We start from the raw sequence: 19,948 nt of genomic DNA on the forward strand, positions 1-19,948 counted from the left end.
TAAAACATCAAAAAAGGAGTAATATGAAAAGATTAGCATTCGCATTTATGTTGGGAGCCGCTGCCATAGCAGCCAATGCCCAAGTGAATTACAAAGTGCAGACAGCCTGCCATCCGGATGACGTGAAGCACTACGACACCGAACGTCTGCGCAGTGCCTTCATCATGGAAAAAGTTATGGCTCCGGACGAAATCAACGTAACCTATACACTGTACGACCGCCTCATCTATGGTGGTGCCATGCCTGTCAACAAGGTTCTGAAACTGGAAGTATTCCCCGAACTGGGTCCGGAAATCACTTATTTCCTGGAACGCCGCGAGCTGGGTGTCATCAACATCGGTGGCGATGGCGTAGTGACAGTAGACGGTAAGGAATATCCGATGAAATACAAAGAAGCCCTCTACGTAGGTTGCGGTAACAAGGAAGTAACTTTCAAGAGCAACGATGCCAGCAAGCCTGCCAAGTTCTACATCAACTCGGCACCGGCCTACAAGCCTTACGTTACACAGCTGATCACAACCGATGTGAAAGCTCAGAAAGCCGATCCCAAGAAATACGCCCTCGCCATCTCAGACCACTATGGCAAGATGGAAGATAGCAACGACCGCGTTGTAAACCAGCTGATCGTGAAAGATGTACTGGAAAGAGTAAAGAATGGCGGTACCAACCAGTTGCAGATGGGTCTTACCGAACTGGCTCCGGGTTCTGTATGGAATACGATGCCGGCTCACACCCACACTCGCCGTATGGAAGCCTACTTCTACTTCAACGTTCCCGAAGGCAACGCCATCTGTCACCTGATGGGCCAACCGCAGGAAGAACGCCTCATCTGGTTGCACAACGAACAGGCTGTCACTTCTCCCGAATGGAGCATCCACGCTGCTGCCGGAACACGTAACTATACCTTCATCTGGGGTATGGGCGGTGAAAACCTGAAGTACAGCGACAAAGACGAAATCAAGTATACGGATATGAGATAAAATACTCCGAAAACACCTGAACGGGCATAAATGTTAATCATTTATGCCCGTTTTTGTCATTTTATTTAGGATTTCCACCAATTTTTACACCCAAGAAAAACCACAAATCCGTATATTTGCAGGGAACAAATATTAAATCTACTATCATGAACAATTATCAGAATGCTGTCAGCAAGATGACCAACTATCGCTGGACCATCTGTGCCATGCTTTTTTTCGCGACAACCGTAAACTACCTTGACCGTCAGGTTCTCTCACTGACATGGAAAGATTTCATCGCTCCCGAATTCCACTGGACCGATGCACATTACGGAGACATTACCGCTATTTTTTCACTTGTATACGCCGTAGCCAATCTTTTTGCCGGACGCTTCATCGACTGGATGGGCACCAAGAAAGGATATCTTTGGGCTATCTTCGTCTGGTCCATGGGTGCCTGCCTCCATGCCGTCTGCGGTTGGGCTACCGAACATGTAGTAGGCATTCACGATGCTGCTGAAATGATTGCGGCTACCGGAGCTGTTGCCACTACCATCGCCATTACCAGTGTCTACTTCTTTATTGCCGCACGTATTGTGCTCAGTATCGGTGAAGCCGGTAACTTCCCCGCCGCTATTAAAGTAACCGCTGAGTACTTCCCTAAAAAAGACCGTGCATTCGCTACATCCATCTTCAACGCCGGTTCCACTGTAGGTGCTCTTGTTGCTCCAGTCACCATTCCCTCACTGGCCAGATATTTTCAAAGCCTTGGCATCGGAAACGGATGGGAAATGGCTTTCATCGTCATCGGTGTATTAGGTTTCGTATGGATGGGCGTATGGGTATTTGCATACAAGAAACCAGAAAACAATCCTCATGTCAATGCAGCCGAACTGGCCTATATCAACCTGGACAAACAGGCTGAACAGAACGAAAAGCCACAAGACACTGCCAATCAGAAAGAAGAACGCAAAATGAGCCTTTGGGAATGTCTGAAATATCCTCAGGCATGGGCTGTAGCTGTAGGTAAGTTTATGACCGATGGCGTATGGTGGTTCTTCCTCTTCTGGACTCCTGCCTATATTTCCGATGTCTACGGTTTCTCTTCGGACAGCGGAACGGCTCAGCTGCTGATTTTCGTACTCTATGCCATCACCATGCTGTCCATTTACGGTGGCAAACTGCCTACCATCATCATCAACAAGACAGGCATGAATCCTTATGCTGCCCGTATGCGCGCCATGTTCATCTTCGCCCTGTTCCCCTTGCTGGCTCTGTTTGCCCAGCCGCTTGGTGAGTATTCCTACTGGTTCCCCATCATCATCATCGGTATAGCCGGTGCTGCCCACCAGTCCTGGTCGGCCAATATCTACTCCGTAGGAAGTGACATGTTCCCCAAGAGTGCCGTAGCCACCATTATCGGTTTAGGCGGTATGGCAGGCGGTATTGGCGCTTACCTCATAAACAAATGCTCGGGAATGCTGTTCACCTATGCTGCCGGTACGACCATGGTCGACGGCCAGGAAGTAGAAATGAGCAAGGCTCTCCTTGCTCAGGGTGCCGAATACGTACAGCCCGCCATGCACTTTATGGGCTTCGAAGGCAAACCGGCCGGTTACTTCATCATCTTCTGCGTCTGCGCCGTGTCCTATCTGATTGGCTGGTGCATCATGAAGATATTGGTACCGAAATACAAACCCATTGTTTTAGACTAAAGGAAGCTGACTTATTTTTCCCCAGTTAGGAAAAAAGAATTCCCCAATTGGAAAAATATTTTTTCCTAACTGGGGAAAATTGTACCCATATTCCATGGAAAAAAAAGGGAAGTCTCACGACTTCCACAATTCTTCTAACCTTAAATCTAAATCTCTATGAAAAAAACGTGGGGCAAAGATAATGCTTTTTCTGATAATTTGATATTAATAAACACTATAAAGTTACTTTATTGTGCAAAAAAGTTATAAGAAGCCCTGAATTTCGTCCAATAAATCGGCATAAACCGGATTTTGTCCGAGCAATTGCGGTACTCCCGTCATAAACATCTGCCTTCGGGCACGGGTCAATGCCACATTCAGCTTACGGTCTATCAGCACTCCGTTTTCTTCGGTCATGTTCGCCAGGAACTTCAGTTGAGAGACACGGTTCACGCAGAACGAATAGATGATGACATCACGCTCGCTACCCTGAAAACGCTCCACCGTATCTACCAGCACATCATTCAGCTGGGGAATACCCGTAGCAGCCAGTTCTTTCCGTATCAGAGCTATCTGGCTACGGTAAGGAGTAATAATGCCCAAAGTAGACAACGGGCAGAACCCGAAAGTCCGGTCATACTGATGATAGACCGCAACTGCCAGACGTGCAACGATGCGTGCTTCAGCATGATTCACCTTCGACGATTGCAAAGCCGGTTCGGGCTCGGACGGCAGAAAGGCAACACGGCGTACCAGTATATCGGCAAACTCAGAATCCTCCAGCCCTTCCGCCAGATTCAACTCGCCAAACTGATGGGTAAGCCCGATGGGCACCAGCTTGCCACCATAAAAAGCACGGTTGGGAAAAGCCGCCACATCGACATTCATCCGTCCCTGCCGGCAAAGCATGTCATAAAAGTGTCCCGACACAGCCGCCTGTTCTCCCTCCTGTCCCGCCAGCATCCGGTACAGACGTTCGAACAACGAATCTTTCAGGTTGCGCAACCCAATGTCACGCAGAGCCTCATCGCATACCTCCGACTGCTCGGACGACTGCAATATCACTGCCGGCAGCTGCTTGTGATCGCCTATCATGATGAATTTGCCGATAGCGTTTCCCCCCGACACGCTTCGCATGCACAGCAAGCCCAACAGTTGCGGTTCCAGTATCTGTGTGGCCTCATCAATCAGTGCCACATCAAACGTTTTCAGGCGGAAAAGTTCGGTACGGGAAGAAAGCGTAGCCACCGTTCCCACAAAAATACGGCAGCGGGCAATACGCTCCTGCACTGCCCGACGGTTGGCACAACTGTCCAACACGTTCTCCATCAGGTAGGGCCGGTAAGGCACTTCGCACGACAACTCGCTGCCCACCCGGATAAAATCGACCGCCGGAGCGATGGAAACCAGCATCTTGCAGATTTCGTCCACCGCCCGGTTGGTATAGGAGAGCAACAGAATCTGCTTCCCCTCTCCATGAAATGTCTCGACCATCCGACGCAAGGCACGCGAAGTCTTTCCCGTTCCCGGAGGCCCGACAAGCAAGAAATAGTCGCGTGCAGCCTTCGCCTTCAAGGCTACACGGGCAAAGTCGTCACCGGCAGCAGCGATAGCCCCATCCAGTGCACTGTCAAATCCGGGCATCCTCTGACCCAACAGCAGATCGCGCCTGTCCTGCGTGGCCGACAGGAATGCCGCCAGTCCCGCATACATACTGCGGAACGACGTATCCATATAATCGTGCTCGATGGCATAGCGGCTGCCGGCAGGCAGCACACCGGCATTCTGCTGGGTAGAACGCAGACGCACGGTAATCGTATGATCGGTCATACATTCAATGTTCCCCTTGAACACCATCTTGTTTGTCACATTGTCCGTATCGGCATTCCGCTCGTACAGAACAATGACATCGCCCTGCCGGAAGTTGGGCAGCGCCTCTCCCCGCTCGGTCTCGGCCGAAGAGGGTGTCCGCAACTGAAAGCGCAAGAATGGCTTGTGTTCGTCGGAAGCATGGTTTTCGACAATGGTCAGGTCGTAAAGTATTTCTCCCGCCTCGCACTTCTCGGTCAGGGTCGAAAGCCACAACGACGAAGCTCCCGAGTGCCCCTGATAGACTACATCGCCCGACTTGGAAGTATACAGTTCTTTGGTGATGAAGTTGTAAAGTGTATAGAAATAGCTTTGCTCCAGCGGCGACAGGGCACGCAACTTACCCGCCACGGCCTCAATCTGCGGATACAGGAAACGTTTCCACAATGTATTGTCCAGTTGCCGTTCGTTCAGTGTGTCAGGGCAGATGTCCTGCAGACGTTCGGCTGTGTAATGAGGACTGTTGCGCAGCTGAATGCCGTATTCGGTAGCAACAATACGGTTGCGCACATCCATCACCCTGCGCACCATGGCCCACGAAGAGCGGGCCGGATAAAGCATCGGATAACGGGTATAGAGCAGATATGCCCTGACCCGACGGTGGTCCATCCCCATCGAATACTCCAGTACCGCCTGATAAAGCAACATCTGCACCAGGTTGTTTTCTTTCGGTTCTACCTTACCGCGAATGCTGTACTCGTCCGCCTTACCCGACTTCATTTCGATAAAGGCCGACATGTCGCGCTGCATGTAGTCCAGACGTCCCTGCAAGCCCAGTGCCTCGCAGATGTACGAAGGTTCAAGCACGGCATCCGTCTTGTCCAGCGCATATCCCGAGGCCTGAAAAGTCTCGGTCACCGTTTTCCGGATGTTCTCGAAATGCAGCTGGCAGTCGGCAAAAAAAGCCTTTTCCTTCTCGCGGTCGCGAAGGTCGGCACAGGCTGCCAGCTCCACGGCGTACGACCGGAAAGCCTTCTTCATGCACGCCAGATAGTCGGGCGTGCCGTCAGCGTGAATCCATTCGTCGAGGAACAGATTGGCGATGTTTCCCAGCAACAGCGGACGGGTATTGTCGGGCACCTGCAAGCGTGCCAGCATGTAGTTGGCCGGATGATGGCCGTAGTCGCGGAAACACTCGGCCAGCGAGCTGATGTCAATCAGATAGTCGGGTTCAAGGATGATGAAGGAAGGGGTCAGTACGCCGTCCTCGTCTATCCGTACGTCCAGCAGGTTCACCTGTGCGTTCCGCCACAGCAGCTGGCAGGTCTCGGCAAACTCTTCGTTGATTTGGGGCACATTGTAGCGCACCTTCAGAGGCTCGTCGGCCACCATATCGGTAGGGAGTACATACAGAAAATCATCATCGGCATACTGGAAGCTGACACGCATCCGCCGCTTCTGCTCGCGGGCAGGAGGAGCTATGATGTAGGTACTGTCGGCACGCGGCAAGGCATGATACAACAGGGGAGGAATTTCCGTGCCATACAGTCGTTTGACAAAAAAGGCCAGCGTCTTGGCATCGCGCAACAGTTGGTCGCGCTGTGGCATGGCCTGCCGGTTCAGAATGGCATTGGAGGTCAACCGGAAAGTGTGTAGCCGGTTCTGCTCAACAACAGAAAGGCCGACTTTTGACGCCACAAAGTTGATACGGGCGGAAAGGTCGGTCATCTGTAAACTGCTGTCGGGCATTTGTGTACGGCAAAGTTGCTCCAGCAACTCGCGCAACTGACGATACGCCATCGCCAATGCCTCGTCGGGTGCTTTTGTCACCTCCAGCAATAAATCATAATATTCCCTTACATCGTTTTCCATGATGCAAAGGTAAGGAAAAAACGCTTTACTTTTTCTGGCTTCTCGGCTTCTTATTTGCTTCGTTCATTGCCTCTGCCATTTCGTAAGCCGGAACATGATGTTTATCTTTCGGCTTTTTCGGTTTTTTGTTACCTGCAGCTCCCATATATCAAGACCTCCATATTTAAAAGTGAAACATTAATATTATCACGCACCCCGTAGCAAAGAACATGCCAAAGCGTATCGATGACAGTTAAACTTTACTATGTCACTCTTTCTTCTCCCGTATCATCAGGATGCTTAACTCGTAGAGCAGGTACAACGGCACGGCTACCACCGTCAGCGTGAAAGGATCGCCCGTAGGCGTAATGATGGCTGCCGCTATGACAATCAGTACAATGGCATGACGACGGTATTTGCGCAGGAAATCCTTGTGAACCACTCCCAGCAGTGAAAGCAGCCAGGTGACTAAAGGCAATTCGAAAGCCAGACCCATGCACAGTACCAGCATCATGAAGTTGTCGATGTAGGAATTCAGCGAAATCTGGTTCTCGATGGCACTGCTCAACTGATAGGTGGACAGGAAACGCAACGTCAGCGGATAGACCATAAAGTAGCCCAGCAACACCCCCACAAAGAACATCACCGTCCCGATGCCCAACGCCTTCCGCACACCTTTCACCTCGTTGGGATAAAGGGCCGGACGGACAAAGCGCCACACTTCGTAAAACAGGTAGGGAGCGGCAGTCACTACCGACATCCAGAATGCCGTAGACATGTGGATGAAGAAAGGTGCCGCCAGATTGATATTGATCAGTTTGACGTGGAACTCCTGCGTGAAGAAGTCATCGTGCAGGTCCAGCTCCTGCCCGATCCAGCGCAGAAGGTCGTAGAAGACAAAGTCGTTGTGGCAGGGAGCCAGGATGACCTTGTCGAACAGATAAGGCATCGCAATAAAATAACCTACGGCCAGCACGAACCACACACCGAGCACACGAAACAGCACCCGACGCAGTTCGTCCAGATGATCCCAGAAAGTCAACTCCTTATCCGCCATACGCTATTCTACCGCTATCAGGGACAACTTTTCCCCTCATTTCTTCTCTGCCTTGTCCGCCGGTTCGTCTATTTCTTCTTTCGCCTTGTTGATTTCCTCCTTCGCTTCGTTGACTCCTTCCTTAAAGCTCTTCACGCCTTTGCCCAATCCGCGCATCAGTTCGGGAATTTTCTTTCCGCCAAACAACAGCAGAATCACCAGAAGAATGATTAACCACTCGGATCCGCTGGGCAAGAAACTCATTAACAATAAACTTGTCATATATTTATTTATTTAAGTTTCACATGTAATACTTTCTTGGAAGTTAAGAAGTTATAGAAGTTATCACTCCGCTTTGCTCTGTTAGAAGTTAAAGCCGATAGTCTTGCAAAAAGGGAAATTCGCAGTAACAGGTCTATTGGCCTTTAACTTCTAAGCCCACCTTAGTGGGCGATAACTTCTTCTAACTCCTTTAACTCCTGCAAGTTTCGCAAGTGCGAAAGTTGAGTTATTTATTTAATTCTGCTGCAAAAATAGCAAAAATTCCTTTGGCACCTTCCAAAACTTGCTTTTTAGCGAAAAGCTTCCTTACTTTAGTCTTGATAATATACGCGTTTTACACGGGTCGATACACTGGTCAGCACTTCGTAAGGAATGGTGTCGAGTGCATCGGACAGCACTGTGATAGGCAGATGGTCGCCGAAGATTTCCACCGTATCGCCTTCCTTGCAGTCGATGTCCGTCACGTCGATCATGCAGACGTCCATGCAGATGTTACCCACATAGAGGGCACGTTGTCCGTTGACTAAACAATAGGCATGTCCGTTGCCCAAATGACGGTTCAGTCCGTCGGCATAGCCGATGGGGATGGCTGCAATGCGCGAAGCACGGGTCAGGTGTCCCTTGCGGCTATACCCTACCGTATCTTCGGCCGGTACATCGCGAATTTGCAGGATGGTCGTCCTCAGCGTGCTTACATTATTAATAATGGAATTGTCGAACGGATCAATGCCATACAACCCTATGCCCAGGCGTACCATATCGAACTGCGCACCGGGAAAACGCTCAATACCCGCCGAGTTACAGATGTGACGAAGAATCTTGTGCGGGAAAGCTGCCTGAAGTTCGGCAGAAGCCTTCTCGAACGTTTCTATCTGATGACGGGTAAACGAATCGAACTGCGCACCGTCGCTACCCACCAGATGCGAGAACACCGAACGGACAATCAGCGCATTCTGCTCCTTCAGCCGTTCAATCAGCCGGGGCATGTCGGCAGGGGCAAATCCCAGACGGTGCATACCGGTATCCAGCTTAATGTGGATGGGGAAGTTGGCTATACCTTCCTTCTCAGCCTCTTTTATCAGGGCATCCAGCAGGTGAAAACTGTAGACTTCGGGCTCAAGCGCATAGTCGAACATGGTTTTGAAAGCGGTCATTTCCGGATTCATGATCATGATGTTCGAGGTAATACCCGCCTTGCGCAAGTCGGAACCTTCGTCGGCCACAGCTACAGCCAGGTAGTCGACGTGATGTTCCTGCAAGGTCTTGGCTATTTCGTACGACCCGGCACCATAGGCCGAGGCTTTCACCATGCAGACCATTTTCGTCTCAGGCTTCAGGAAACTACGATAATGATTCAAGTTGGCCACCATTGCTCCGAGGTTAACTTCCAGAATGGTTTCGTGCACCTTCTTCTCCAGCACTTCGGTCAGTGCGTCGAAGCCAAACTTCCGCGCTCCCTTTATCAGTATGATTTCATTTTCCAGACGGAGTTCGCGTTGGCCGACAGCCTTTATCAGCGATTGCGTATCGGGATAGAAAGCTTTTTCCACGTTAAAGCGGTCGGCCGACAAAGAAATGTCGTTTCCTACCCCGATGATGCGTTCAATGCCACGCCGGTTTACCAACTGGGCAACCTGCCTGTACAGCGTAGGCGTATTCTGTCCCGTCTCCAGTATGTCCGACAGGATAAGGGTTTTCTTCAGCGGTGTTCCTTTTTCCCCACCACTGACGGCGCAACGACGGTCCAAAAAGTCGAGGGCGATGTCCAGCGAGCTCAAGTCGCTGTTGTAACTGTCGTTAATCAGCAGGCAACCGTTTTTACCTTCTTTCACCTCCAGACGCATGGCCACCGGCTCCAGCCTTGCCATACGCTCGGTAATCTGTTCGGCCGGAAGCATCAGGTACAGACAGGCAGCCAGACAGTTCAGCGAGTTCTCGATCGACGCATCGTCGATGAAAGGCAGCGTAAAGCTGTTATCCATATCCAGGTAACGGTAGGAAATCACTGTACAGTTGTCTTTCTTCTCAATCTTGCTGACGTATAGCGGACGCTCCATGTCCTTGCAACTCCAGGCTATCTCACGGGCCGACAGCATCGACTTGGCCACGCAGTTGCAGATAAACTCGTCATCACCATTGTATATCACTACATCGCAGTCCTTAAACAGGGTCAGCTTTTCCATGCACTTTTCCTGCAAAGAGAAGAAATTCTCCTGATGCGCCCCTCCGATATTGGTCAGAATGCCGATGGTAGGCTTAATCATGTTCTGCAAGGCACGCATTTCGCCCGGTTCGGAAATACCGGCCTCGAAAATGGCCAGGTCGGCAGCCTCGTGCATCTGCCATACCGACAAAGGTACACCGATCTGCGAATTATAACTGCGCGGCGAACGCACAATGGCACGCTCGGGACTGAGCAACTGGTGCAACCACTCCTTGACTACCGTCTTTCCGTTACTGCCCGTTATGCCTATCACCGGAATCTGGAAACGGTCGCGATGCACTTCTGCCAGCTTCTGAAGCGCCTTCAGCGTATTCGGAACCACCAGAAAATTACATCCCGCCAGTTTTTCGCTTTCGAGTTGCTGAAACTTCTCTTCGCTGACCACAAAATTGCGCACGCCCCGTGCATACAGTTCGGGAATGTAACGCGTACCGTCGTTCCGTTTGGTAGTAAGTGCAAAGAACAAAGTTTCTTCGGGAAAACTCAGCGAACGGCTGTCTGTCAACAGCCAGTCAATGGTGGCAGGCACGTCTCCTACGCGTCTGGCACCTGTCACCTCTGCTATATTTTCAATCGTGTATGACATATCTCTCTTTCATTTTTGAAGTCTAAGTACGGATATTTTCTGTTAAGTCGGTCTATTTTTAACACAATTTGTCCTAAAAAACGCTTATACTCTTCAGACTCGGGACGGAAAGGCTTATGTTGCAGCATCTTGCCGATATTTTCACTTTCTTCTATAATCTGTAACGTTTCCTTTGCAAAGCAGGCTTCCGAAAAACGTTGCCACACGTAGCCCACCGCCAGGTCGGACGGATGGACCAGATCGTCGGCATAGAAACGGTAATCGCGCAACTCGTCGTTCAGCAATTCGTAAGCCGGAAAATAGAAGATGCGTCCGGCAAACCGCTGTTGCAAAGCGTCGATGGCCAGCAGCAAGGTTGCCTTGCTGAGCTGGTTGGCATGCAGGCCGTCGCGCACGTGGCGGATGGGACTGACCGTCAGAATCACCCGCAGCCCGGGACGCTGCTTCCACAAAGTTGTCAACAGGTCCACATAGTCGTCCACAATCTCCTCCACCGACAGCCGGCGACGGCGGAAACAGCTTTCCGGCAGCTTGTGACAGTTGCCTACAATGCCCCCCGTCTGCCCGTCCTCGTACACCCACGAAGTGCCGAACGTCAGCAGCAGTACGTCGAGCGAAGACAGCCACTGGCGGGCGACAGACAGCCGGGCATTGATATTGTGCAATACTTCGTCCGGATCGGCAGCCGAAAAGTCGCTATGGTGCATGGGGCTGTGCCAGCAACCGCCTGCCCGAAACAAATCGTCTCCGGTATATTGCTTGCCGGAACCAATCTCACGCAAAGCGGCCGAGATGGAAAGCGGATTGTAAAGTACGCCATACGGATTGACTTCGCAAGCGAACTTAGCCTGCAACAGCCTTGCACCAATGTTCGAAGCAAAGCACGAACCCATCAGCATCAGGTGGTCCCGATGGGTCAGCCGGGGCCAGTCGGACGGTATCTCTACCGGAGTATACAAATTCATCATGTTCTATCTGACAAAAAACATAAACGATGCAAAGATAGTGAAAGGTGAGAGCAGAGGCAAATGGAAAACCAAAGTTTTCAATTTGACTATGCCGAACCGAATCCTATATTATGTAAAGATAGCGAAAGGTGAGAGCAGAGGCAAATATTCCCCAGCCAGATTTACTCCTGCCCCACCCAATACCCATTCCCATACTTCGTATGTACCCTGCGCCCCAACTGCGCCAGCAGGCGGGCGAACGACGTACACGAACAGTCCTTCAGAGCAGCAGGATTCTTCTTCTTCACAGTTGCATAGATATCCGCCGCCGACATTAATCTTGCACCCTGCTCGCCCGGCTCGGCGAAGCGGAAGCACGAGCTGACCAGTTCTTCGGCAGGCGTGACGCGGTAGAACGGGCGATTGGCCTGCTGGATTTCGTTTTCCTCTTCCTTGCTGAACCAGCAGCGTTCGCCGTTCTCCAACTCGTGCAGCAGCTGGGCATAAAGCTGTTCATAATCTATCGGCGTGGTGCAGTCGATGGGGCGTTCCACCTCCACACAGATAAAGCGACGGCTGCCCGAAAGGTCGGTCAGCAGGTCGCGGCGGTTGCTGGTACCGATGAAGGAGGCGATGCGGGGCAGCGGCTCTGCCGTGCGACGATAGGCACGGCGCACGCGTAAGGCTTCCATCTGCATCAGGTTCTTCAATTGGGGCATCCGGCTGGCAGGCAGACGGTCGAACTCGTCCAGGTTGATGAGTCCGTACGAAGCTAATTTGTTCTCCGCCGCCGTGGCGTTGGTCAGGTCAAAACTTTCGGTAAAGTAGTCACGCAGCTGGGGCGGGAGCAGCAGGCGGCAGAAGGTAGATTTTCCCAAACCCTGTGCGGTGCTGACTAGTAGCGGCGCCACACTGTTGGCACGGCGTCCCTCTCCGCCACGGCCCGTCCACTGGGCGGTGACGGCCAGCATCCAGCGGTGGAAGGCGCGTGTCCAAAGGTCGTTGTCGGACACCCGCTTGGCCAGTTCTGTCACCCGGTCGGTGCCGTCCCATGCAGGAAGGTGCTTGAAGTAGAGGTCGAACGGGTGATAGGCCTGCACGTGGTCGGACTCCACGTAACGTTTCACGTCACGGTCCCAGCAGTCTACGCCGCTGTCGATGGCGTCGAGGGCGATGCCGTTCAGCGTGCGGCTGTCCACGGGGGTATAAATAAGGTGGTGCGGATCGTTCGTTAGGTCGTTATTCACACGAGCGCACTCCGTGCGTTCCGTCAGCAGGTTGTAGCGGAAGGCGTAGTGCAGCTTCAGGTAGCGCGTCAGGCGTTGCATCATCTGTTGCTGGCGCGAGGGCTTTTCGGGTTGGGCAGGAGATTCTTCAGCAGGTGCAGCGACCTCTTCTTTGGGTGTGTTTTTTAGCGCATCCTTCACCGTATCCTTTTCAATGACAGGTTGTTGCTCCATTGTCCGGATGCGTGCTTCATCGGCTTCTTCGGGTTGCGCATCTACCCATTCAATGATTTCGTTCCCGCCGTTCAGGCTGAACATGCGTTTCTGTTCACCTTTGGCACGGTCGTCGGGTGTCCACGTCATGCGGACACTGAATTCGCCGCCGCCCATCACTACGAATATTTCACCTCCGGGCAGGCGGGTACAGACGTGTTGCAGGTCGGTAAACAGTTGTTCGTAAGTGGAAGCGGCAGAGGCGGCTGTCGTTGTGCCAGTCGTGTTAGTTGTCTCGTTTGTCGTGTTGTCCTTGCGTGCGTTCCACGGAAGGAACCAGCTTTTCAGGTTCGTAATCAGGTTCATAGCGATTTTTGGGTTTAAGTGTGAATAGGGACGAGGGACGCGGCTACAGACTCCGAGGCACCTTGTTCCCTTGTTAACTCGTCAACTTGTCAACTCATTAACTGTTCCCCAAAGATACAAAATCGGAAGGCCTTTGTCAAGTGGATAAGGGTGAAATAATCAACAAAAATCAACTTCTTTTTCAATCACCACGGAAGGACACAGAGTTTTCAGCAGTTTGCAGGGTGAAGTTTCACCGTAATATTCTGTGGGTGAACTATTTGTGGTGAAAGATGGATACGCGGAATACACGGAATGAGCGGATGAACGCGGATTTTAATTATTCATTTTTAATTTTTCATTGAACCAACGTGAAGCTTTATCTTTCACCACATCCGTCTGATTTTCAGCACTAATTTTCCTTGTTGAAAGCGTGAACCCAATTTCTCCTTTTCTCCTTTTCATCCGTGTTCGTCCGTCCTCTCCGCGTCGTCCGCGTATCCATCCCTCACCCGTTTTTCATTTTTCATTATTCACTTTTCATTCGTAACCACCTACTTTAGCAGCGTAACATCGGTAGTTAGCCGACGTAACAAGCAATCCCGCCGAGTATAACAAGCAATGTCACCGAGTTTTACAAGCAATCCTGTCAGGTTTTGTTTGCAAAGTCCACGGGTTGGGTAAGTAAAGTCCGTGAGTATTGCTTGCAACTCCCACGAGTATTGCAAGCGTTGCTCGCGAGCCGTGCTTGTGTCTCTCGCGAGCCGTGCAAGCACCGCTCACTCCAGTTTCTCCACCTCCCCGCGCATCTCGCGGATGGCGGTTGACATCACCTTGGGCTCTTTCGTCAGCACAAACTTTCCAATCAGTCAATCCCCATTTATAACTGATAGATCCTATATAATCAGATATTTTATATCCACTTGAATATGACAAGTCTACTATTCGTATCCAATATTCCACTTCTTGTTTTAGTACGTTGTTTAAGCCGATAGCAAAGGTTGCATATTTTGCTTACATTATTCAATATATAAAGGTAAAGTAGTTCCGAGCATCGAGTGGAGAAGAAAGGTGGAATATCTGTTACTTTTTGAAGAGTAAAAGAAAAGGAAGAATCTTTCGGTACATCATCGTCAGGTTTCCTCTTAAATTCTATCGCAATAAATAATAATATCAAAACAGCTTTCATATACGACTCTTACTGATAGTATTGTTCCGTAGTCTTTTTCAAATAGTTCAAAAATTTCCTACTTAACAGTTTATCATTATTTTTATTGGTAGCCAAAAGATACAGCCTGTAAAATTCATACGGATTGTGGAATGATTTTAGCATTTCCTGCTTAAGTCCGGCAAGTATGATTTGGTTGGACATGTAAAATCCAAGTGCGTGGCCGTTATATTTATAGATTTCAAGCAATTTATCAATACATGTATTCTTATCTATTTGTTTATCCGCATACTGCAACAGTATTGTCTGAAGAGTGGTGATATCCTGTTCAGCTTTACTATAAAGTGATACAAACTCTTCAGCAAGTTCTTTTGAACCGATTATACTCGAATAATATTCTCTATAACCCATATATTTATCGATTTGGTCAGCTATCCCCTCATTCGCTATCATATCAATCGCAAAGTTGATGTCATTTGCATAGTTGAACTCATGGTTTTCAAAGTGCCCTCTATATACATGAAAGAACTCGTGTGCCAGAAAATTGATTCTCTGTTCTTCAGTCATTTTATAAATCAGATTGAAATCAATCACAAGGGCATCGTCCATATCCTTTCCGTCAGCACTGAGAAACAGGAAATAGACAGGTTTCCATTTCACCGATGTATCCAGACTATCACATCCCAAGAAAGACTGGAGTCTCGATTTTGCATTTGAAATCAATGATCCGAAGTCATAGCTATGACGAAATTCCTTTATTTTCAAGTAATTCTCGTTTATTTCTTCATAGTTGGCTCTTACCAATGATTCCAGTGAAATGATGTTCTCTGATTCCTTATCTCTATTCAGATCCCCAAAAACACTCTGCATGGTTGACTTTACTATATTGCTAATCCTATTGTCTTTGTAATCGGAAAAGATAGAATATGCAGCAGAACTATTAAACCGATGCCATTGTTCCATATTGACCTCCTTGCCATTTTTAAGGCAATCGGCTATTTTGAAAAACTCATCTACTGATGTTAAATCAACATTTTGTGCAAACGAAAATGAGCATTTTATTAAAAACAGAAAGACTAATATTTTCTTCATGACTATTGATATAAAACTGATACTTCTTCTAAGAGAAAAATACAATTATTGCTATGAATAGATTCATATTTTATCTATAGCTTGATGGAAAGGGTGAAATTATATTCCTCCAATTGCGAAATCAGTGATTTCGCAATTGGAGAAACACCCCCTTTTACCATCGTAAGCTCTTGGTTGTACTCGTTGAAGAACTGCACCATATATTGCATATTGCGTACAGTAAATCCTTTTATTTCGGAATAATCGTTCTTCAAATCCGCTGCCAGCCGTTGCAAGGTTTTCTTGCCCCAACCGTCTGCATCCTGGCTTTGTTGCAACATGCCACCAATATCCCAATACATCCTAAGCATTTCTTCATTAGCAGCATAAATCGCCCGTTGTTGAGCTATCAGTACCCGTTGCTTGATTTTGCGAAGCAATGCCGCATAGCCACGAAAATCATCTGCCAATTTATCAATTGTCTGTTTATCTGTATTTTTAGCCATAGTCACTTTGATATATTCACAAAGTTACGTTTTTTATTCGATTGTACATCAAATTCATATAATATTAAGATGATTATGTTTTAAAAGCCCAACAAATCCTTCAATATCTGATAGTTACCCTTACCTACTGCCACATTGTCCAACGAAGCCTGATAAATTTGCGTGGTCGCTTCGAAATCATGTCCCATTCCTTCACTTATTACCGAAATCAGAATGTTCTTGCCTTTGGCCGTACTTGCCCATGAATGACGGACACAGCACATGCTTAGAAGAACGGATATATCGGCCAGTTTGGCTATCTCTTTCAAGTTCCGGTTTATTCTTCCTGTAATGCTTGTGCGTATCCTTAAAAGATATTTCAATACCGGCAAAAGACAAGGACTGGGGCTGTCTTCCGAATACTTGCCGACAAGCTCCTGCATACATTTTTCCCATCTAACAACAAGCATAGTAAACAAGGACACAGAAAGTAGAAAAATACTTTTTCTGATTAAAAAGACAAAATCTAAGAGTCACCAGAGAATAAAACCAACAGTTTTTTCATCTCTACTTTAGCCGCGTAATATGGGCAGTTAGCCGGCGCAACAAGCACCGCTCACTCCAGTTTCTCCACCTCCTCGCGCATCTCGCGGATGGCGGTCGACATCACCTTGGGCTCCTTCGTCAGCACAATCCGCTTCATCTCCTCCAACTTGTCCGGATGACGGTAATCGGGCAGAGCATAGAGCTTTGCCAGCAGGTAGTAAGGATAGATGCGGCCCGGCAACCGGTGGACGGCCTGCCAGAAGCATTCCTCCGCTTTCCGGTACTCCTTCACCGCCTGCCAGTTCTTCCCCATGATGTTCAGCACCATCGGGTCGGCCGTCAGACGGGCGGCCTCCTTCAGCATGTAGTTCGACCACGTATGTTCCTTGAGGCGGTGCAGGCAATGGCCGTACTCAAAGTAAAAGGCGCCCTCGTCCTGCAAACCTTCCGAACGCCAAATCGCGTTGTACTTCTCGGCGGCTGCTTCGTCGGCTCCCATGCGGTAGAGCATACGGGCTTCCGCCCACAAACGGCAATCGTCCGTCTGCCTTTTCCAGTCGTTACCCATCCCAAAGCACTGCCACATCGCCATCAGGATGACCAAAACCATGGGGATCCGTCCGGGGAAATAGGACATCACCAGCAGGAAACCCGCCACGATGAAGGCCGGCAGATGCATCGGATAGGAAGAGAAGGCGAAGACTATCAGCGAAAGCAACGCCCCGTTATGTCCCGTCAGCGACACATACCTGCCGCGCCAGAGCAGGTAAGACAAAACGGCCAGCAGCACCACGAGGAAAGGAATACCCAGCATGACGGTAAAGTCCAGATAGTCGTTGAAGGCATACTCCGGAGTACCCGCCACACGCTCCTCCCAGGCAGCATAGTCGCCGGAAGCGAAATAGCTGCTCTGCGCCTCGCCGTACAAGGCGGGGAAACCGTCGAAGTTCATGAAGGGATGCGAGGCGATGGCGCGGCACGTCATCTTCCAGATGAACAGGCGCCCCAGCGCCGAATCGGGTTTCAGCAGGAAGATGCCCACCCCGGCAACTACCACGACTGCCACGGCCACCCCACACCAGGCAATGCACCTGCCGCGCCAGCGCCGCCACACGACCTGCCACCACCGCACCAGGTACCAGGAGAACCACCACCATCCTACCCAGCCGCACCCTACGGCGGCAGCCAGCCAGGCGCTGCGGCTCATCGTGGCAGGCAGCACCATCAGTATCAGCAGTCCCGCCGCCCCGGCCAGCTTCCTGCCACGCCGCTTTGCGTCGGTCATGAATCCTGCGCTCATGTAAGCCGGAAACAGGTCTAAATAGCGGTTCAGGCAAAGCGGCAACACTAAGGCAAGGTAGCCCCCATACGGGCCGGGGTTGGCGAACGAGCCGGTCAGCGCATAGTGCGAGTGTCCCGACGGCAGAAGGCCGAACATCTGGCAGAGCCCCCACACGGCCTGTATCACGCCCATCGTTATCAACGCCCACGGAACAGCCGTTTCCATCCCGCCGTAAACGAAGTACGACCGCTGACAGCCGTTGCAGGAAGCCTGTATCAGCAAGGCAAGCACGATGCCCGCCGCCGACACGCAGGCCGGAATCCTCCATGCCAGCCACTGCCCCGCCGTCGTGCCCTCGGGCAGTTCGGGCGTACTGATGCACACCACGCTCAGAAACAGGCAGAGCGACACGTACAGCACGCCCTGTGCCACCTGTTCCCGCCATATCTGGACGTAAACCTTTCCAGGTTTCTCTGTTCTGTTCTCTTCCTGTGTTTTCATACGCTGCATTTTGTTCCAATATACTTTTTAAGTTTTCACTCTATCCTTTTCCACACCCTATCCCAGCGCACCTTGCCCGTCAGCGGATCGACCGATTTCCAGATTCTGACCGCCTTGCCCACGATGAAGGGTTCGGGCAGCAGGCCCCAGTAGCGGGAGTCCTGCGAGTTCGCCACACGGTCGCCCGCCACAAAATAATAGTTCTCGCGGAAACGGTAACGGCGGATGATGCTGTCGCCCAACCACACCGTATCGCCCCGGCATACCAACTTCTTCCGCTGTTCCCACTCGATCAGGTTGCGGTAGAGCAGCGCATGTTTGCCGAACATTGGTATACAATCCCCTTTTTTCGGGACGTAAAAAGGACCAAAATTTGCAATACTCCATCCTAATGATCCAAACATGCGTCCCTTAAAAACTATTCCATAATAGTTTTCATCACCTCTTTCTATTATATTTTTTAATATTCCTTGCGAACGTACATTTCCTAAAAAGCCTTTATATCCGCGTACTGAATAAGTCGCATCTTTTATCTCAAAAGTATCTCCCGGTAAGGCAACGCAACGCTTCACATAATATTTCATTACATTAAAACCTATACTATCCTTTTTTCTCGGATAGGGAAAGTTGAAAACAATTATGTCATTCCGTTCGAAATCTCTCCAGCCAGGCATACGATAAATTGACACTTCTTTATCATCTAATGCTTTCATGACATTGAAAATTCTTGCTCCAGTAGAACATTTATCAACTAAAATATAATCTCCTGATACTAGTATAGGTTCCATGGAATCGGTGGGAATCTTAAACGAAGCAAATACAAACAATTGCAACAACACCATCAGTAACACGATTATACAAAGGATGAACATTATGTTTAGTATATATCCCAGCCATTTCTTCAATTGTACAATCTCTTTTCTCATACCCTTTTATTGAAATATTTGTTTGCCAGCTGCTATATAAAAACAACGCTCCTCCTTTCCTCTCGTATGATTACGCAACCATAACAAAGCTCCTTGCGGAACATTATCATAATGCAGTTCTGTTCTTTCTGCTACTCTCCTTCCTAATGACTTCCAACCGGCAATGCCTCCATGATAATACAATTCGTACTCATCACCCAAATGAATATAATTGTCGTCATTCCGGGGAATAAGCGTAAACTTCGTCAGTACTTGCGGCTTTCCTAAATCAAAATAGAGCTTTTCCCCCTCCACAGCCGACATATAAAAAGAGCTCCAATCCCCATCATTCATCAAATCAAGAATACCCCGATGTGTTTTACTTAAAGCATGGTTTGCCCAAATTCTTTCAGGCATAAGTGGATAATCCCCCAAGCCATACATATGCCATTCGGCCAATTGTATTCGTTTGTCCTGTGGTGAAGAATAGGCAACATACCTATATTTCTTTGTTCGCAATGGATATAGTACATTGTAATTAACTGTTGGAGTATCAGCCACCATATATAATAACTCTGCATCCTTAAAATCTGGCCGGTTGGCACCTTCAATCTTCACTCCCACAGCGCTTGACAGAAAAAGCGGATTTTTCCCAATCGGATATTTACGGGTCAGTACCACTTCTTCACGCTCCTGTTCATTGGGTATCAGAAAATTCACGACTTCTCCTGTGAAAAAGAAAGGATAATCTGCCGGCACCATATTTCCATCCCAGCAAAATGCCACAAAATAAATAAGTTCCGGTTCTACATTATAAA

The 19,948-nt window shown here is 49.4% G+C and carries 13 protein-coding genes and 2 pseudogenes; 3 read left to right on the forward strand and 12 right to left on the reverse strand.

The genetic code is table 11. From position 1 onward, the window contains the following. Nucleotides 1-23 precede the first annotated feature (23 nt). Both kduI and BQ5591_RS18040 read left to right on the forward strand, forming a co-directional pair. Nucleotides 24-980, forward strand: a complete 957-nt coding sequence (gene kduI / locus BQ5591_RS18035; protein ID WP_022161843.1) for a 5-dehydro-4-deoxy-D-glucuronate isomerase — start codon at nucleotides 24-26, stop codon at nucleotides 978-980. 146 nt (nucleotides 981-1,126) lie between these two features. Continuing rightward, nucleotides 1,127-2,674 carry an MFS transporter gene (locus BQ5591_RS18040; RefSeq protein WP_071150819.1) on the forward strand — a complete coding sequence of 516 codons (1,548 nt, stop codon included), beginning with the start codon at nucleotides 1,127-1,129 and terminating at the stop codon, nucleotides 2,672-2,674. A gap of 243 nt (nucleotides 2,675-2,917) precedes the next feature. Here BQ5591_RS18040 and BQ5591_RS18045 read toward each other — a convergent pair whose 3' ends face one another. The 6 genes from BQ5591_RS18045 to BQ5591_RS18075 all read right to left on the reverse strand — a co-directional run bounded on the left by BQ5591_RS18045 (nucleotide 2,918) and on the right by BQ5591_RS18075 (nucleotide 13,193). Then, entirely contained in the window at nucleotides 2,918-6,334 is a 3,417-nt protein-coding gene (locus tag BQ5591_RS18045; protein ID WP_071150394.1) for an AAA domain-containing protein, read from the reverse strand. Nucleotides 6,335-6,581: 247 nt separating this feature from the next. Next, on the reverse strand, nucleotides 6,582-7,370 hold the full coding sequence (tatC, locus tag BQ5591_RS18055; protein WP_071150396.1) for a twin-arginine translocase subunit TatC: 789 nt from the start codon (nucleotides 7,368-7,370) through the stop codon (nucleotides 6,582-6,584). Between the two features lie 36 nt (nucleotides 7,371-7,406). After that, a complete protein-coding gene (locus BQ5591_RS18060; protein WP_071150397.1) occupies nucleotides 7,407-7,631 on the reverse strand; it encodes a Sec-independent protein translocase subunit TatA/TatB in 225 nt (74 codons plus the stop codon). Nucleotides 7,632-7,942: 311 nt separating this feature from the next. After that, on the reverse strand, nucleotides 7,943-10,441 hold the full coding sequence (locus BQ5591_RS18065; RefSeq protein ID WP_071150398.1) for a bifunctional UDP-N-acetylmuramoyl-tripeptide:D-alanyl-D-alanine ligase/alanine racemase: 2,499 nt from the start codon (nucleotides 10,439-10,441) through the stop codon (nucleotides 7,943-7,945). After that, nucleotides 10,417-11,406: a GSCFA domain-containing protein gene (locus tag BQ5591_RS18070; RefSeq protein ID WP_071150820.1), complete on the reverse strand. Its 990-nt coding sequence runs from the start codon at nucleotides 11,404-11,406 to the stop codon at nucleotides 10,417-10,419. Before BQ5591_RS18070 ends, BQ5591_RS18065 begins: the two co-directional genes overlap by 25 nt. 164 nt (nucleotides 11,407-11,570) lie before the next feature. Beyond that, a complete protein-coding gene (locus BQ5591_RS18075; protein WP_071150399.1) occupies nucleotides 11,571-13,193 on the reverse strand; it encodes a VapE domain-containing protein in 1,623 nt (540 codons plus the stop codon). A gap of 999 nt (nucleotides 13,194-14,192) precedes the next feature. Here BQ5591_RS18075 and BQ5591_RS21935 point away from each other — a divergent pair. Beyond that, nucleotides 14,193-14,273: pseudogene (locus BQ5591_RS21935) on the forward strand (glycoside hydrolase family protein); the annotation flags it as partial. A 97-nt stretch (nucleotides 14,274-14,370) separates the two neighbouring features. Here the strand turns inward: BQ5591_RS21935 and BQ5591_RS18085 are convergent. The 6 genes and pseudogenes from BQ5591_RS18085 to BQ5591_RS21945 all read right to left on the reverse strand — a co-directional run bounded on the left by BQ5591_RS18085 (nucleotide 14,371) and on the right by BQ5591_RS21945 (nucleotide 19,916). Further along, entirely contained in the window at nucleotides 14,371-15,432 is a 1,062-nt protein-coding gene (locus BQ5591_RS18085; protein WP_071150401.1) for a DUF5700 domain-containing putative Zn-dependent protease, read from the reverse strand. Nucleotides 15,433-15,512: 80 nt separating this feature from the next. After that, nucleotides 15,513-15,917, reverse strand: a pseudogene (locus BQ5591_RS18090) (DUF1016 N-terminal domain-containing protein); the annotation flags it as partial. A gap of 80 nt (nucleotides 15,918-15,997) precedes the next feature. Continuing rightward, nucleotides 15,998-16,339, reverse strand: a complete 342-nt coding sequence (locus BQ5591_RS22120) for a site-specific integrase (protein ID WP_071150402.1) — start codon at nucleotides 16,337-16,339, stop codon at nucleotides 15,998-16,000. 173 nt (nucleotides 16,340-16,512) lie between these two features. Then, nucleotides 16,513-18,225, reverse strand: coding sequence for an O-antigen ligase family protein (locus tag BQ5591_RS18100; protein ID WP_071150821.1), 1,713 nt, complete (start codon nucleotides 18,223-18,225; stop codon nucleotides 16,513-16,515). A 35-nt stretch (nucleotides 18,226-18,260) separates the two neighbouring features. Continuing rightward, a complete protein-coding gene (gene lepB, locus BQ5591_RS18105; RefSeq protein WP_071150403.1) occupies nucleotides 18,261-19,151 on the reverse strand; it encodes a signal peptidase I in 891 nt (296 codons plus the stop codon). Nucleotides 19,152-19,157: 6 nt separating this feature from the next. Further along, the gene (locus tag BQ5591_RS21945; RefSeq protein ID WP_235817115.1) at nucleotides 19,158-19,916 is read right to left on the reverse strand and encodes a hypothetical protein; all 759 of its coding nucleotides are present in this window, start codon (nucleotides 19,914-19,916) and stop codon (nucleotides 19,158-19,160) included. Between the last annotated feature and the right edge of the window lie 32 nt (nucleotides 19,917-19,948).

Origin of the sequence: Bacteroides ndongoniae, assembly GCF_900108345.1 — a bacterium.
Taxonomy (GTDB): Bacteria; Bacteroidota; Bacteroidia; order Bacteroidales; family Bacteroidaceae; genus Bacteroides; species Bacteroides ndongoniae.

Excerpts from the sequence above, each read along its gene's own strand:
- kduI (WP_022161843.1), top strand. The coding sequence starts at position 24 with ATGAAAAGATTAGCATTCGCATTTATGTTGGGAGCCGCTGCCATAGCA.
- BQ5591_RS18040 (WP_071150819.1), top strand. The coding sequence starts at position 1,127 with ATGAACAATTATCAGAATGCTGTCAGCAAGATGACCAACTATCGCTGG.
- BQ5591_RS18045 (WP_071150394.1), bottom strand. The coding sequence starts at position 6,334 with ATGGAAAACGATGTAAGGGAATATTATGATTTATTGCTGGAGGTGACA.
- tatC (WP_071150396.1), bottom strand. The coding sequence starts at position 7,370 with ATGGCGGATAAGGAGTTGACTTTCTGGGATCATCTGGACGAACTGCGT.
- BQ5591_RS18060 (WP_071150397.1), bottom strand. The coding sequence starts at position 7,631 with ATGACAAGTTTATTGTTAATGAGTTTCTTGCCCAGCGGATCCGAGTGG.
- BQ5591_RS18065 (WP_071150398.1), bottom strand. The coding sequence starts at position 10,441 with ATGTCATACACGATTGAAAATATAGCAGAGGTGACAGGTGCCAGACGC.
- BQ5591_RS18070 (WP_071150820.1), bottom strand. The coding sequence starts at position 11,406 with ATGAATTTGTATACTCCGGTAGAGATACCGTCCGACTGGCCCCGGCTG.
- BQ5591_RS18075 (WP_071150399.1), bottom strand. The coding sequence starts at position 13,193 with ATGAACCTGATTACGAACCTGAAAAGCTGGTTCCTTCCGTGGAACGCA.
- BQ5591_RS18085 (WP_071150401.1), bottom strand. The coding sequence starts at position 15,432 with ATGAAGAAAATATTAGTCTTTCTGTTTTTAATAAAATGCTCATTTTCG.
- BQ5591_RS22120 (WP_071150402.1), bottom strand. The coding sequence starts at position 16,339 with ATGCAGGAGCTTGTCGGCAAGTATTCGGAAGACAGCCCCAGTCCTTGT.
- BQ5591_RS18100 (WP_071150821.1), bottom strand. The coding sequence starts at position 18,225 with ATGAAAACACAGGAAGAGAACAGAACAGAGAAACCTGGAAAGGTTTAC.
- lepB (WP_071150403.1), bottom strand. The coding sequence starts at position 19,151 with ATGAGAAAAGAGATTGTACAATTGAAGAAATGGCTGGGATATATACTA.